We start from the raw sequence: 13560 nt of genomic DNA, 5'->3' as shown, positions 1-13560 counted from the left end.
CAGATGTTAAATTGCCCGGAGGGTGAAAGGATGCTGAAGCTGATTGAAGACGCTATTGAAAGAACCTCTGCGGACCTTAACAAGGCCTCTGAGGCCCAAATTCCTCAGACGGACATTGATGAGGAGCTTAAGAGGATTCTTGAGCAGATACAAGCCAAAATTTATGTCGTTGGTGTCGGCGGTGCCGGCTGTAACACCATTAACAGGATGATGCAGGTTGGTATTCAAGGCGCGAAGGTCATCGCGGTCAACACCGACGCTCAGGACCTTCTCAAGGTTCGCGCTCATAAGAAGATACTCATCGGTAAGGAGCTAACCAGGGGTCTTGGAGCTGGAAACAATCCCAAGATGGGTGAGGAAGCCGCCAAGGAAAACGAGAGGGACATCAGGGAGGCCCTCGAAGGAGCAGATATGGTATTTATCACCTGCGGTCTCGGCGGCGGTACCGGCACCGGTGCCGCTCCGGTCGTTGCAGAGATAGCCAAGAAGATGGGAGCCCTCACGGTCTCCGTCGTCACCCTACCGTTCACCGTTGAGGGCATAAGGAGGATAAAGAACGCCGAGTACGGCCTTGAAAAGCTCAGAAAGAACAGCGACACCGTCATAGTCATCCCGAACGACAAGCTCATGGAGGTTGCCCCGAACCTGCCGATCCACATGGCCTTCAAGGTCGCCGACGAGATACTCGTCCAGGCCGTCAAGGGCATAACCGAACTCATCACCAAGCCGGGCCTCGTCAACCTCGACTTCAACGACGTCAGGGCAGTTATGAAGGACGGCGGCGTCGCCATGATCGGTATCGGCGAGAGCGACAGCGAGAAGCGTGCCCTGGAAGCCGCCCAGCAGGCCCTCAACAGCCCGCTCCTCGACGTCGACATAAGCGGCGCCAAGGGTGCCCTCATAAGCATCAGCGGAAGCGACGTCAAGCTTGAGGAGGCCCAGCAGATTATTGAGCTCGTCACGAGCAAGCTCGACCCCGAGGCGCAGGTCATCTGGGGCATCCAGCTCGATGAAGACTTGGGGAAGATGATAAGAATCCTAATAGTTGTCACAGGAGTCAGCTCACCCTACGCCGTTGCCGAGGAGGAGACCGTCTACTATCCAGAGGAATCGGAGAGAAAAGTTATTAAGCTCGACCTTGAGGAGCTTTGATGACCCTTTCATTTTCAAAATTTAGCGAGGTGACGGGAGTGGCAACAACCACGGAAAAGCTTAAAAGCTTCTTCGCGGAGTCGCGGAGGGTTTTGATGGTCACAAAAAAGCCGGGAATGAAGGAATTTAAGATGGCGGCAAAGATTACCGGCATCGGAATGATCCTAATCGGCCTCATCGGCCTTGTTATTCGTCTGTTCGGCTACCTTATCACTGGCTCTTGAGCCAGCAACGGGTGATAGAGATGAGCGACAGCAGGATATTTACAGTACGCGTCACCGTAGGCCAGGAAGAGACCACGGCCAAGCTGATATACAGCAAGATTAAAACGTATAACCTGCCCGTCTACGCTATACTCGCCCCGTCCAAGGTGAAGGGTTACATATTCGTCGAGGCGCCCAACAAGAGCGCCGTCGACGAGGCCATAAAGGGCATACGCCACGCGAAGGGCACCCTTCCGGGCGAGGTCAGGTTTGAGGAGATAGAGCACTTCCTTGAGGAGAAACCGGCCGTCAGCGGCTTCGAACCCGGCGACATAGTCGAGCTCATTGCAGGACCGTTCAAGGGGGAGAAGGCTAAGGTCGTCAGGGTCGACGAAGCCAAGGACGAGATAGTCGTCGAACTCATAGGCTCAATCGTCCCGATTCCGGTCACGGTGAGGGGCGAATACGTTAGACTTATAAGCAAACGCCAGAAGGAGTGAACGGTCAACAGACAGAGGTGAGAAAAATGGCACAGGTTGTTGAGGTGCTCGTTGAGGGAGGAAAGGCTTCACCCGGACCCCCGCTCGGTCCCGCCATCGGTCCGCTCGGACTCAACGTCAAGCAGGTCGTTGACGAGATAAACAAGGCCACCAAGGACTTTGAGGGAATGCAGGTTCCCGTCAAGATCATCGTCACCGACCCGAAGAAGAAGACCTTCGAGATCGAGGTCGGTGTCCCGCCGGTCAGCCAGCTCATTAAGAAGGAGCTTGGCGCTCCGAAGGGCTCCAGCGAGCCCGGCCACAGCCCGGTCGGGAACCTGACCATGGAGCAGGTCATCAGGATAGCGAAGGCCAAGCAGGAGCAGATGCTCGCGGCCGACATTAAGGCCGCGGCGAAGGAGGTCATCGGCACCGCCCTCAGCATGGGCGTCACTGTCGAGGGCAAGGACCCCCGGGAAGTCCAGAAGGAGATTGACGAAGGCGTTTACGACGAGATTTTCGCCAACGCCGAGGAGTGAGGGAAAAGTTTAAAAATCCCTCTTTTTACGCATTTTTGACTTTTCGTTGCTTAAATCAAAAACGAAAGGAGGGCTGTAAATGGCCTTTGACAGGCAGAAAATCGTGGAAGCGGTGAAGGAGGCGAAGGCCCGGGCTAAGCCGCGCAACTTCACACAGACCGTCGAGATGGCAGTCAACCTCAAGGATATCGACCTCCGCAAGCCGGAGAACAGGTTTAAGCTTGAGGTTGTGCTGCCCCACGGTCGTGGGAAGGAGCCCAAAATCGCGGTCATCGCTGATGGTGCCGTTGCCGAGGCGGCTAAAAAGCTCGGGCTTGATGTGATTAGTGGAGAGCAGCTTGAGGAACTTGCCAAGAGTCCAAGGGAAGCCAGGAAGCTCGCGAAGAACTACGACTTCTTCATAGCGGCGGCCCCGCTGATGCCGAAGATCGGTAGGTACCTCGGTAGGTACCTCGGTCCGAGGAACAAGATGCCGCAGGTAGTTCCGCCGACCATGACCAACCTCGAACCGATAGTTGCCAGGCTCAAGAGGACCGTCAGGCTGCAGCTCAAGAACAACCCGGTCGTTCACGCCAGGATCGGAACCGAGGACATGGACGACGAGAAGCTGGCGGAGAACGCAGAAGCCGTTCTCAACGCCATCATCAACAAGCTGGAGCGCGGCGAGAACCAAGTTAAGTCAGTGTACGTCAAGACCACCATGGGACCGGCAGTTAAGGTGGAGAGGTGAGGAAGATGGCCCACGTTGCCGAGTGGAAGAAGAAGGAAGTTGAAGAGCTCGCCAACATCATCAAGAGCCACCCAGTGATAGCTCTCGTTGACGTCGCCAACGTCCCGGCTTACCCGCTCAGCAAGATGCGTGAGAAGCTCAGGGGCAAGGCGCTCCTCAGGGTCAGCAGGAACACCCTCATAGAGCTCGCCATAAAGAGGGCCGCACAGGAGCTCAACAATCCTGACCTTGAGAAGCTCATCGACCACATCCAGGGCGGAGCCGGAATCCTCGCCACCGAGATGAACCCATTCAAGCTCTACAAGCTCCTTGAGGAGAGCAAGACCCCGGCTCCAGCGAAGCCAGGCGTCGCGGTTCCCAAGGACGTCGTGATTCCAGCCGGTCCGACCTCAATCTCACCGGGCCCGCTCGTCGGTGAGATGCAGACTCTTGGCATACCCGCGAGAATCGAGAAGGGTAAGGTCAGCATCCAGAAGGACTACACCGTCCTCAAGGCCGGTGAGGTCATCACCGACCAGCTCGCGAGAATCCTCAACGCGCTCGGAATCGAGCCGCTTGAGGTCGGTCTCAACCTGCTCGCGGCCTACGAGGACGGAATCGTCTACACCCCGGACGTTCTAGCGATCGACGAGAGCGAGTACATTAACCTGCTCCAGCAGGCCTACATGCACGCGTTCAACCTGTCGGTCAACACCGCCTACCCGACGAGCCAGACCATCGAGGCTATCATCCAGAAGGCCTTCCTCGGCGCGAAGAACGTCGCTGTGGAGGCTGGCTACGTCACCCCAGAGACAGTCGAGGACATCTTTGGCAGGGCTCTGCGTGCAGTCCTGCTCATAGCCCAGGAGCTGCCTGAGGACCTGCTCGACGAGAAGACCAAAGAGCTTTTAAACCAACAGGCACAAATAGCCGTTGCCGCTCAGCCTCAGGAGGAGAAGGTTGAAGAGGCTGAGGAGGAAGAGGAGGAAGAAGAGGAAGCCTCCGAGGAGGACGCGCTCGCAGGACTGGGCGCGCTCTTCGGCTGAACTTTCCATTTCCCTCGTATCCCTGAACAAATCCGTGTGAAATGAATGAAAAAAATGAAGATGATTGGAGGTGCGAAAAATGGAGTACGTGTATGCCGCTCTGCTGCTCCACGCCGCTGGTAAGGAGATAACCGAGGAGAACCTCAAGGCCATCCTTGAGGCCGCTGGTGTCAGCCCGGACGAGGCCAGGATAAAGGCCCTCGTTGCCGCCCTTGAGGGCGTCAACATCGACGAGGTCATCGAGAAGGCCGCCATGCCGGTTGCCGCCCCGGTTGCCGTTGCCGCTGCTCCGGCTGCCGAGGCCCCGGCTGAGGCCGCCGCTGAGGAAGAGGAGGAAGAGGAAGAGGAGGCCAGCGAGGAGGAGGCCCTCGCCGGTCTCGGTGCCCTCTTCGGCTGAACCTCTCTTCCCTTTTGTCCGCCCCCGGGCGGACACCCAACAACTTTTCTTTGGAATCATTCCCCCGCTACTTTTCAAACACAGAACCCCAAAAAAAGAACTTCCAGTGCAAGTTCTCATGTGATCAGGTTCAAGGCTCGGGACGTTCAGAAAGCGCTCGCAGATAGAATCATGAGACCGTGAGAATACAGCACTGAGCCGTTTATCCTCCGCATAAGAGATTTGTTGTGGAGCCGGGAGGGGGATTCGAACCCCCGTAAAGCGGATCTGCAGTCCACCGCCTCACCTCTAGGCTATCCCGGCATTGAACCCCAGAAAGATTTTGGCGCCGCGGAGGGGATTTGAACCCCTGTGGCCAACGGCCACCGGCTTAGCAGGCCGGCGCCCTACCAGGCTAGGCTACCGCGGCACTCCCGTGCCCAGGTTATATGAGCCGGGGAGGGTTTTTAAGTTTTTTGGAGGGGAGGGCCGGGCGAAGTGCCGCTCGATTTATAAAGGAGGAGGGGCAACACCGAGCCGGTGGTGAATGATGATCAGGGTAAAGGTTCTCGGCAGGGGCGTCGAGAGGGAGATTGAGTGGGAAAAGGGCATGACGGTCACGGACGTACTCCACAAAGTCGGCTTCAACACAGAGAGTGCAATAGCGAGGATTAACGGCAGGGTGGCCTTGGAGGACGAGAGGATCGATGACGGGGTCGAGGTCGAGGTAATCCCCGTGGTGTCGGGAGGGTGAAACGTCCAAAATCCAAATTTTTAGCGGCTCAAGAAGGTTAAAAAGAAGGGCTCACTCGGAAAGCCTCTTCCTCATGAAGGCCTCGAAGTTGTTCATGGCCTCCTCCAGTATCTCAACCGGCGGCAGGAAGACTATCCTGAAGTGCCAGTCCCCGGCCTTTCCGAAGCCGGAGCCGTGGACGAAGAGTACGTGGGCTTCGTTGAGTGCGTCGAGGACGAACTCCTTGTCGCTCTTCCACTTCGAACGCTCCTCAATGCGCGGGAAGACGTAGAAGGCACCCTGCGGTTTCTGGGTGCTCACGCCAGGTATCTCCTGGAGGCGCTTGTAGACGTAGTCCCTCCTCTCACGGAGCTTTCTCATGTATTCTTCGAGGTAGTCCATCGGACCCGTCATGCCCGCTATCGCCGCAAGCTGGGCGGGTGTGTTCGGACAGACCCTTATGCGCGCGAGCTTGTCTATTGCCTCCCTGACCTCTTCGAGCTTGCCCTCCGGGTCAACGTAGTAGAGGTAGCCGAGGCGCCAGCCGGTGGCGAAGTAAACCTTCGAGAGGCCGTTCATGACTATAACCGGAACATCCTTGGTGAGTGAACCCGGAGAAACGTGCTTCCCCTCGTAGGTCATGAGGTCGTATATCTCGTCGCTGATTACGGGCAGGTCGTACTCGCCGGCAAGGTCGAGAACCGCCTTCACGGTCTTCTTCTCGTAGAGCGCTCCCGTTGGATTGTTCGGGTTTATGAGTGCTATGGCCTTCGTTTTCTCATCTATGTTCCGCCTTATGTCATCGATGTCCGGCTGCCAGCCGTCCTCCTCGACCGTCATGTACTCCCTCGGCTCGGCGCCGTAGAATTTGACGAGGCCGACGTAGGGCGGATAGCTGGGGCTTGGAACGAGGATGTTGTCGCCCGGGTCGAGGAGGCCGCCAAAGACGAACTGAAGCGCCTCGGTAACGGCGGCGGTGACGCGAACGTCCTCCGGCGTTACCTCCACGCCGTTCTTCCTCTTCTCCCTCTCAACTATAGCCTCCCTGAGTTCTGGGAGGCCTTCGCTCGGACCGTAGTAGTTGTGGCCTTCCTTTATGGCACGACAGTAGGCCTCCCTCATGTGCTCCGGCGGCTGGAAGTCGTACTTTCCGGGGTCGCCTATGTTCAGGCGGATGACCTTTATCCCCTTCTTCTCAAGCTCCCTTGCTGGAAGAACAACGTCCCTGATGGCGTACTCAATACCCATGGCACGTCTGGATGCGCGAATCATGTACATCACCATTTGAATGAGGTGAGATTCATCGTAAAAACCTTTGCCCGGGAGGTTTAAAAAGCCGGTCGAGTAGTTTTTCGGGGCGATGACGATTAGCAAGCAAACTGAAAGTTTACGGATGATGACGTGAACACCCTCCGAGCCCCTCGATACGTTTATTAACCTTCAGAGGAAGGTTTTTACATGAACATCTTTATTCCACTAATCGCGGGTGTTCTCATAGGCTACGTTCTCCGCAGGAAAGAGCACAGGGTAAACGTTGACACCCCCATGAGCATTGCACTCCTGCTCCTGATATTCTTCATGGGCGTCGAGGCGGGGAAGGTGAAGATAGACGCCCTGTGGCTCCTTAGTTCATCCATTGTCTTCGCGGCCCTCACCATAGCGGGAAGCGTTGGAATCGCTCTCCTCGTGGGGGGAAGGGGATGAGGTTTCTGGCCTACGTTCTGGTCGCGCTGATTGCAGGCATACTCACCGGGCACTTCTACGCCCCGGAATTCGGCAACCTCTACGAGGTCATGCTCTACCTGCTGATACTGGTAATCGGGATAGACCTCGGCCAGAGCTTTCGCCTAGGGGAGATTAGAAAGCTCGGAAGGCTCGCCATAAAACTGCCCCTCGGCACCCTCCTGGGGTCGCTTCTCGGTGGCCTCGCCGCCTCCCTGCTCCTGGGAATAGAACTCAGGTGGGGGCTTGCCGTCGCCGCTGGCTGCGGCTGGTACAGCCTCGCGGGACCGCTGATCGCCCAGTACTCCGCCGTCTACGGCACCCTTGGCTTCCTGGCTAACCTCACCAGGGAGATATTCACCGTTCTCCTGTACCCAGTTGCCATCCGGAGGATGCGAAAGGAGCTGGCGGTTTCCATGGGCGGTGCAACCACGATGGACACAACCCTGCCCATAATGACGAAGTTCGGGGGCAGCGAGGTCGCGCTCATAGCCTTCGTCCACGGCTTCGTCCTCACCGCACTGGTGCCCTTCATTGTCCCATTTATCCTTCAATTCTAACCAATAATCTTTTAAGTTCAAACATTCTAAGTTCTGTGAACAAACCTAAGGGGTGAGGAAGATGACGGAGGTTGAGGTTGTGTTCAAGGTTCTGAAAGAGGCTGGAAAACCCCTCAAGAGCAAGGAGATAGCAGAACTCGCCGGTATTGACAAGAAGGAAGTGGACAAGGCCATAAAAGTGCTCAAAAAGGAGGGCAAAATCATCTCGCCGAAGCGCTGCTACTATGCTCCGGCGGAGTGATAATACTTCTCGCTGAGCTTTTTGAGGATGGCCTCATGCTGTTCCTCGTTCCTCTTTATCTCCCTGAGGAGCTCCCTAACCACCGGATGGAACGCCCTTCTTGAGAGCCTGTCGTACAGTTTCAGCATGTCCTCCTCAAGCTCAATGTAGTCCCTAAGCAACTCTCCAATCCTCCCATCACCGTCCTCCGGCAGGACGACCTCCGTCGGGAAGTCTTTGAGGTACTCCTCGATTATCTCCTCAGGCGGGACTCTGGCACCAATCGCGCCAAAGCCCAGGGGCATCACCATCGTTGGCAGACCAGGGATGAGGGCCACCTCTTCGGCACCTTCATCGGTTCCGTACTCCTCGACCAGCCTCACGGAGTCATGGTATGCCTTCTCAAGGGCCTCCATCAGATGTCTGTGAAAAGCCGCGTCTATGGCCATCCTAAGGATGAGGGCCCTCAGGTCGGCGTACTCCGGGTCCTTGAGCTTCTTAAGGAGCTTCCTGTATTCCTTCTCAGCCGTTTCTTCCAGCCTTTTCAGCTTCTCGACCGTGGTTATCATTCCCTCCATGGCCCCCACCCCCCGAACAATTTAATAACATTTTGTTATTTAAAATTTTTGGTTCAACCGCAAAACTTTTTTAAAGCCTCACGCTTACCGATGCCTGCAGGCACTATCATGCCTCACGGCTCGGGGGTGTCCGAGGCTGGGGCGAGTAGGAACCCACCGGGCCTCTGCGTGGAGGTGAGAGAATGAAGTATCCGAAGCAGATAAGGACTTACTGCCCCTACTGTAAGAAGCACACCATCCACAAGGTCGAGAAGGTCAAGAAGAGACCGAGGAGCGAGCTCAGCCAGGGTCAGAGGCGCTTCCGCAGGATAATGAAGGGTTACCGCGGTTTCCCGAGGCCGAACCCGGCCGGAAGGGAGAAGCCGGTCAAGAAGCTCGACCTCCGCTTTAGGTGCACCGTCTGCGGCAAAGCCCACACCAGGGGACAGGGCTTCCGCGTTAAGAAGTTCGAGCTGGTGGAGGTGTGAAGCATGGCGCTCCCGAAGAACCTCATCCCGATGCCGAGGAGCAGGTTCCTCCGCGTCAAGTGCATTGACTGCGGCAACGAGCAGATCGTCTTCAGCAACCCGGCGACCACCGTCCGCTGCCTCGTCTGCGGCGCGACCCTCGTCGAGCCGACCGGCGGAAAGGGCGTCATCAAGGCCAAGATACTTGAGGTTCTTGAGTGAACCTTTCCATTTCCTTTGCCTCCGTGCCCGGAGGCTTCTGCTAAACTTTAAATACCTCTTTTCGTAACTTACCCCGGCAGAGAAAATTTTGAGGTGGTTAAAATGCCGAGGAAAGCCAAGGAGTACCCCGAAGAGGGAGAGTTTGTGGTTGCTACCGTCAAGAGCATTCACCCTTACGGTGCGTTCCTCAAGCTTGACGAGTATCCAGGCAAGGAAGGATTCATGCACATAAGCGAGGTCGCCTCCACCTGGGTCAAGAACATCAGGGACTACGTGAAGGAGGGCCAGAAGATAGTGGCCAAAGTAATCCGCGTCGACCCGAGCAAGGGGCACATTGACCTGAGCCTCAAGAGGGTGAATCAGCAGCAGAGGAAGGCCAAGCTCCAGGAGTACAAGCGCGCCCAGAAGGCCGAGAACCTGCTGAAGATGGCGGCCGAGAAGATAGGAAAGGACTTCGAGACGGCCTGGAGGGAGGTCTGGGTTCCGCTCGAAGAGGAGTACGGAGAGGTCTACGCCGCCTTCGAGGACGCGGCCCAGAACGGGATGGACGTTCTCAGGGGGCTCATCGGCGATGAGTGGACCGAGGCACTGAGGCCGATAATCGAGGCCTACGTCGAGATTCCAACCGTTACTATCGACGCCGAGTTTGAGATAACCGTGCCCAGCCCGAACGGGGTCGAGATAATAAGGGAAGCCCTAATAAGGGCCCGCGACAGGGCCAACGAGGAGAAGGAAATAGACGTCAAGTTCTCCTACCAGGGGGCGCCGAGGTACAGGATAGACATCACCGCCCCAGACTACTACAAGGCCGAAGAGGTTCTTGAGGACATAGCCGAGGAGATACTGCGCGTCATAAAGGACGCGGGCGGCGAAGCGACGCTCATCAGGAAGGAGAAGAGGATCAAGAAGATAAAGAGGAGAGGGGCATGAGGTTCCGCATAAGGAAGTGTCCCGAGTGCGGGCGCTACACGATGAAGGAGAGGTGTCCAATCTGCGGAGCTAAAACAAAGGTAGCCCATCCGCCGCGCTTCTCGCCGGAAGACCCGTACGGCGAGTACAGGAGAAGGCTGAAGCGCGAGCAGCTGGGCATCGCCGGGAGGGATTGAGATGAAGGAGTCAGTTATTCATGTCTACGAGAGACCGGAACTCAGGGATCCGGTCTTTATCGAGGGACTGCCTGGCATAGGCCTTGTTGGAAAGCTTGCCGCCGAGCACCTCATCCAGGAGCTCAACGCGGTCAAGTTCGCAGACCTTTACTCACCGCACTTCATGCATCAGGTTCTCATCAAGAAGAACTCCGTCGTCGAGCTGATGAAGAACGAGTTCTACTACTGGAAGAACCCCGACGAGAACGGCAGGGACATCATAATCATCACCGGCGACCAGCAGGTTCCGCCCACAGACAGCCCCGGCCACTTCGAGGTCGTCGGGAAGATGCTGGACTTCGTCAACGAATTCGGCGTTCGCGAGATAATCACGATGGGCGGCTACCAGGTGCCGGAACTCCAGGGGGAGCCGAGGGTTCTCGCTGCCGTGACCCACGAGGAGCTTGTTGAGCACTACCAGAAAAGGCTGGAGGGCTGTGAGGTCGAGGTTATCTGGCGCGAGGACGAGGGCGGAGCCATAGTCGGTGCCGCAGGTCTCCTGCTGGGCATGGGCAAGCTCCGCTCGATGTACGGGGTGAGCCTGCTCGGCGAGAGCCTTGGCTACATCGTCGATGCCAAGGCCGCAAAGTCCGTCCTTTTAGCGGTGACCAGAATCCTCGGTCTTGAGCTCGACATGACCGCCCTTGAAGAGCGCGCCAAGGAGACGGAGGAGATACTAAGGAAGGTCCAGGAGATGCAGAGGGCCATGCTGGAGCAGGGGATGCCCCCTGCCCCGGAGGAGGAAGACAGGGGCTACCTCTGAGCCCCGTTCGTTTCTTTTCTCTGACCAGGTTTTAGACTGCCTCAACGGGCGTCCTTGAAAGACGCTTACCAGCGTCACCCCCTCCAATGCCAGAGGGCAACGTGAAACCCCTCATCTCATCGGGTTGTTTTACAGCGCTCGCAGCGCCGCCCTAAAGGGCAGGGCTTTCGAGAGAAAATGTAACGAAGCCGCACAATCACCTTTTCAACCTTTGGTTGGTAATACGCGGTTTAAAAAACGCTTTTATCCTGTGTTACTCTTTATCCAATCGATGGCACAACAAAACCACCGGAGGTGTTTGGGTTGCATATCCCTGATGGACTGCTGAGCACGCCGGTAATAGTGATTACCTACGCGATAACGATAGCAGGAATAGCCTACGCGGTACGGAAGCTGAGGGACTTCCCGGAGGAGAAGATACCCCTCCTAGGCCTCTTCGCGGCCGGAATCTTCGCGGCGCAGATGGTCAACTTCCCGATAATAGGAGGAGTAAGCGGACACCTGCTGGGGGCAACGCTGGTCGCGATAATGCTCGGACCCTACGCGGCGGTAATAGTAATGACCGCGGTTCTGCTCATACAGACTCTCCTCTTTGGCGACGGAGGGATAACTGCAATCGGCGCAAACATCCTCAACATGGGGCTTATAGGGGCATTCATAGGCTACGCCGTTTACACGAAGCTCAAGCGCATCAACGAGACCGTTGCAATGGGGTTTGCCGCCTGGCTCTCCGTCGTTCTAGGAGCTGCCCTCGCATCGGTCGAGATAGGCCTCAGCCACAGCCTTCCGTTCCTCAAGGTCCTCACCCTGATGGTCGGCTACCACTCGATAATCGGAATCGGCGAGGCGATACTCACCGTCCTGATAGTCTACGCCGTAAGGGCAAGGCTTCCATCAATTGAGGGGGTGCCCGCATGAGGACGATTTTTAAAGGCCTGATAATTATAGCCCTCGTGCTGACCATAGTGCTGCCCCTCGCATCGAGCAACCCCGATGGGCTGGAAGCAACGATGGAAAAGGTCGGCCTTGAGGAGAACCCGGTCTACCACGCTCCCCTCGATTACGGTGAAACCTGGGGTCAGAGCGTGGTCATGGGACTGCTCGGAATCCTCCTGACCTTCGGGGTTGGCTACGGTCTAGCAAAACTCGCCAAGGGTGCCTGAGGTGTACCTGCCCTTCATTTTCCTTTATGCAATAGGCGTTGTGACGAGAAAGAGCCTAACGGAGCTGGCCTATTTTGGACTCCTTTTCCTGATGGTTATCCTCACCATGAGGCCAAAGAGAGGAGTTTTCAAAAAGCTCGGCTTCCTCCTCGGCTTTGAGGGACTTCTGTTCATCATGGCGCTCTTTAATCCTGGACAGCCTCTCCTAGAAACACCAATTGGTCCGATAACCCACGAGGGGATATACTCGTTCTTCATGCTCCTCGGAAAGGCGTTCCTCTCCGCGGGAACGGCCGTCGTCGTGACGAGTTCGGTGGGATTCTCAAGGCTCCTCGCCGAGATGGAAGCGCTGAGGTTCCCGCGGATACTCACGTTAACCCTGGCGTTCACCTACCGCTACCTTGACCTCTTCACGGACGAGGCAGCGAGGATGAAGCGCGCCCTGGACTCAAGGGCGTTTGGTGTGGGAAAGAGAGAGTACTATAGGAAGCTCGGCTCCCTCATCGGTGAGGTGTTTGTCCGGGCGTATCTCAGAAACGGGAGGATATACAGGGCCATGCTCGCCAGGGGCTTTGGAGAGTTTCCGAGCTTAGAAGAGCCGAGACCCAACGCGAAGACCACGATGCTAGCCCTGCTCGCCTTGGGGGGACTGCTGGTATGATAGAGATGGAGAATCTCCACTTCTCCTACTCCGGCAGGGAAGTGCTCAGGGGGATAACACTCAGGATTGAGAGGGGAGAACTGTTCGGCTTCCTAGGGCCGAACGGTGCCGGAAAGAGCACCCTCATGCTGCACCTCAACGGCATACTCAAGCCAAAGAAGGGCAGAGTCATCGTAGACGGCCTTGATCCGACAAAAAAGCCGAAGGAAGTACGGAGAAAGGTCGGGATAGTCTTTCAGGACCCCAACGACCAGCTCTTCTCCCCGACGGTGTTCGAGGACGTCGCCTTCGGTCCCTACAATTTGGGCCTGAGGGGGGAGGAGCTGAGGGAGCGCGTCATGTGGGCGCTTGAGAAGGTCGGAATGCTCGAATACGCTGAGAGGGAAACCAAGGAGCTGAGCTTCGGCGAAAAGAAGAGGATAGCGATAGCCACGGTTCTGGCTATGGAGCCAGAGGTGATAGCCTTCGATGAGCCCTTCGCCAACCTTGACTTTAAAGGCAAGAAGATTATGAGGAAACTGATAACGGAGCTTAGGGCTGAGGGGAAGACGGTAATACTGGCCTCCCACGAAGCGGACTACCTGGCCCTGTGCGACAGGATAGCCCTAATGGACGGGGGGAGGATAGTCACCGTCGGAACACCCGAGGAGATACTCGGGAACCCGGAGCTTCTGAGGAAACACAACCTGGATGTTCCACCCCTGGCCGAGCTCTTCCTGAGCCTGGGCCTGCCGGTTCCAAGGAGCGTAGAAGAGGGAAGAAAACTGCTGGAAGAGTGGAAGGTCGAAAAGCTCAACTGGAGTTATTGACTTTTTTATGTCAAAATCAAACCCCTTAACTTGG

The 13560-nt window shown here is 56.6% G+C and carries 22 protein-coding genes and 2 tRNA genes; 20 read left to right on the top strand and 4 right to left on the bottom strand.

All coding sequences use genetic code 11. The features are described 5' to 3' along the window. Nucleotides 1–30: 30 nt before the first annotated feature. From ftsZ to rpl12p, 7 genes are all read left to right on the top strand, one after another. Nucleotides 31–1152 (top strand): cell division protein FtsZ, encoded by a 1122-nt coding sequence (gene ftsZ, locus E3E51_RS11320; protein WP_167913210.1) that lies wholly within the window; start codon nt 31–33, stop codon nt 1150–1152. 38 nt (nt 1153–1190) lie between these two features. Next, nucleotides 1191–1376, top strand: a complete 186-nt coding sequence (locus E3E51_RS11315) for a protein translocase SEC61 complex subunit gamma (RefSeq protein ID WP_167913209.1) — start codon at nt 1191–1193, stop codon at nt 1374–1376. Nucleotides 1377–1396: 20 nt separating this feature from the next. Then, nucleotides 1397–1855, top strand: a complete 459-nt coding sequence (locus E3E51_RS11310; RefSeq protein ID WP_167913208.1) for a transcription elongation factor Spt5 — start codon at nt 1397–1399, stop codon at nt 1853–1855. Between the two features lie 26 nt (nt 1856–1881). After that, complete coding sequence (locus tag E3E51_RS11305; RefSeq protein ID WP_167913207.1) at nt 1882–2373, top strand: 50S ribosomal protein L11; 492 nt, start codon at nt 1882–1884, stop codon at nt 2371–2373. Between the two features lie 79 nt (nt 2374–2452). Then, nucleotides 2453–3103, top strand: a complete 651-nt coding sequence (locus E3E51_RS11300; protein WP_088180032.1) for a 50S ribosomal protein L1 — start codon at nt 2453–2455, stop codon at nt 3101–3103. Nucleotides 3104–3108: 5 nt separating this feature from the next. Beyond that, entirely contained in the window at nt 3109–4128 is a 1020-nt protein-coding gene (locus tag E3E51_RS11295; protein ID WP_167913277.1) for a 50S ribosomal protein L10, read from the top strand. A 79-nt stretch (nt 4129–4207) separates the two neighbouring features. After that, complete coding sequence (gene rpl12p / locus E3E51_RS11290) at nt 4208–4525, top strand: 50S ribosomal protein P1 (protein ID WP_014012337.1); 318 nt, start codon at nt 4208–4210, stop codon at nt 4523–4525. A 228-nt stretch (nt 4526–4753) separates the two neighbouring features. On the opposite strand, the gene E3E51_RS11285 is transcribed toward rpl12p, so the two are convergent. After that, nucleotides 4754–4828, bottom strand: a tRNA-Cys gene (locus E3E51_RS11285). Nucleotides 4829–4848: 20 nt separating this feature from the next. Next, a tRNA-Ser gene (locus E3E51_RS11280) sits at nt 4849–4934 on the bottom strand. 120 nt (nt 4935–5054) lie between these two features. Between E3E51_RS11280 and E3E51_RS11275 the strand changes: the two genes are divergently transcribed. After that, nucleotides 5055–5258, top strand: a complete 204-nt coding sequence (locus tag E3E51_RS11275; protein WP_167913206.1) for a MoaD/ThiS family protein — start codon at nt 5055–5057, stop codon at nt 5256–5258. A 51-nt stretch (nt 5259–5309) separates the two neighbouring features. Here E3E51_RS11275 and E3E51_RS11270 read toward each other — a convergent pair whose 3' ends face one another. Beyond that, on the bottom strand, nt 5310–6509 hold the full coding sequence (locus E3E51_RS11270; protein WP_167913276.1) for a pyridoxal phosphate-dependent aminotransferase: 1200 nt from the start codon (nt 6507–6509) through the stop codon (nt 5310–5312). 186 nt (nt 6510–6695) lie between these two features. Here E3E51_RS11270 and E3E51_RS11265 point away from each other — a divergent pair, with 186 nt between their 5' ends. The 3 genes from E3E51_RS11265 to E3E51_RS11255 all read left to right on the top strand — a co-directional run bounded on the left by E3E51_RS11265 (nt 6696) and on the right by E3E51_RS11255 (nt 7760). Then, entirely contained in the window at nt 6696–6941 is a 246-nt protein-coding gene (locus E3E51_RS11265; protein WP_167913205.1) for a LysO family transporter, read from the top strand. Continuing rightward, nucleotides 6938–7519 (top strand): lysine exporter LysO family protein, encoded by a 582-nt coding sequence (locus E3E51_RS11260; RefSeq protein ID WP_167913204.1) that lies wholly within the window; start codon nt 6938–6940, stop codon nt 7517–7519. Before E3E51_RS11265 ends, E3E51_RS11260 begins: the two co-directional genes overlap by 4 nt. 61 nt (nt 7520–7580) lie before the next feature. Continuing rightward, the gene (locus E3E51_RS11255; protein ID WP_167913203.1) at nt 7581–7760 is read left to right on the top strand and encodes an HTH domain-containing protein; all 180 of its coding nucleotides are present in this window, start codon (nt 7581–7583) and stop codon (nt 7758–7760) included. On the opposite strand, the gene E3E51_RS11250 is transcribed toward E3E51_RS11255, so the two are convergent. Further along, nucleotides 7742–8317, bottom strand: a complete 576-nt coding sequence (locus tag E3E51_RS11250) for a hypothetical protein (protein ID WP_167913202.1) — start codon at nt 8315–8317, stop codon at nt 7742–7744. The two genes, E3E51_RS11255 and E3E51_RS11250, sit on opposite strands and share 19 nt — an antisense overlap. Nucleotides 8318–8499: 182 nt before the next feature. Between E3E51_RS11250 and E3E51_RS11245 the strand changes: the two genes are divergently transcribed. The 9 genes from E3E51_RS11245 to E3E51_RS11205 all read left to right on the top strand — a co-directional run bounded on the left by E3E51_RS11245 (nt 8500) and on the right by E3E51_RS11205 (nt 13526). After that, nucleotides 8500–8784: a 50S ribosomal protein L44e gene (locus tag E3E51_RS11245; protein ID WP_014012391.1), complete on the top strand. Its 285-nt coding sequence runs from the start codon at nt 8500–8502 to the stop codon at nt 8782–8784. 3 nt (nt 8785–8787) lie between these two features. Beyond that, the gene (locus tag E3E51_RS11240) at nt 8788–8985 is read left to right on the top strand and encodes a 30S ribosomal protein S27e (RefSeq protein ID WP_012571194.1); all 198 of its coding nucleotides are present in this window, start codon (nt 8788–8790) and stop codon (nt 8983–8985) included. 102 nt (nt 8986–9087) lie between these two features. Continuing rightward, nucleotides 9088–9915, top strand: coding sequence for a translation initiation factor IF-2 subunit alpha (locus tag E3E51_RS11235; protein WP_167913201.1), 828 nt, complete (start codon nt 9088–9090; stop codon nt 9913–9915). Beyond that, nucleotides 9912–10091, top strand: a complete 180-nt coding sequence (locus tag E3E51_RS11230) for an RNA-protein complex protein Nop10 (protein WP_167913200.1) — start codon at nt 9912–9914, stop codon at nt 10089–10091. The genes E3E51_RS11235 and E3E51_RS11230 overlap by 4 nt, the downstream gene beginning before the upstream one ends. A 1-nt stretch (nt 10092) precedes the next feature. Further along, entirely contained in the window at nt 10093–10893 is an 801-nt protein-coding gene (locus E3E51_RS11225) for a proteasome assembly chaperone family protein (protein WP_167913199.1), read from the top strand. 303 nt (nt 10894–11196) lie between these two features. Then, nucleotides 11197–11811 carry an energy-coupling factor ABC transporter permease gene (locus E3E51_RS11220; protein WP_167913198.1) on the top strand — a complete coding sequence of 205 codons (615 nt, stop codon included), beginning with the start codon at nt 11197–11199 and terminating at the stop codon, nt 11809–11811. Further along, nucleotides 11808–12056 (top strand): PDGLE domain-containing protein, encoded by a 249-nt coding sequence (locus E3E51_RS11215; protein ID WP_167913197.1) that lies wholly within the window; start codon nt 11808–11810, stop codon nt 12054–12056. The genes E3E51_RS11220 and E3E51_RS11215 overlap by 4 nt, the downstream gene beginning before the upstream one ends. A 1-nt stretch (nt 12057) precedes the next feature. After that, the gene (locus tag E3E51_RS11210) at nt 12058–12717 is read left to right on the top strand and encodes a CbiQ family ECF transporter T component (protein ID WP_167913196.1); all 660 of its coding nucleotides are present in this window, start codon (nt 12058–12060) and stop codon (nt 12715–12717) included. Continuing rightward, nucleotides 12714–13526 carry an ATP-binding cassette domain-containing protein gene (locus E3E51_RS11205; RefSeq protein WP_167913195.1) on the top strand — a complete coding sequence of 271 codons (813 nt, stop codon included), beginning with the start codon at nt 12714–12716 and terminating at the stop codon, nt 13524–13526. Before E3E51_RS11210 ends, E3E51_RS11205 begins: the two co-directional genes overlap by 4 nt. Nucleotides 13527–13560: the final 34 nt, after the last annotated feature.

It is taken from the genome of Thermococcus sp. 21S7 (assembly GCF_012027615.1).
GTDB lineage: Archaea > Methanobacteriota_B > Thermococci > Thermococcales > Thermococcaceae > Thermococcus.
Note: the sequence above shows the minus strand (reverse complement) of the source record. Positions and strands in the feature narration are given on the sequence as shown.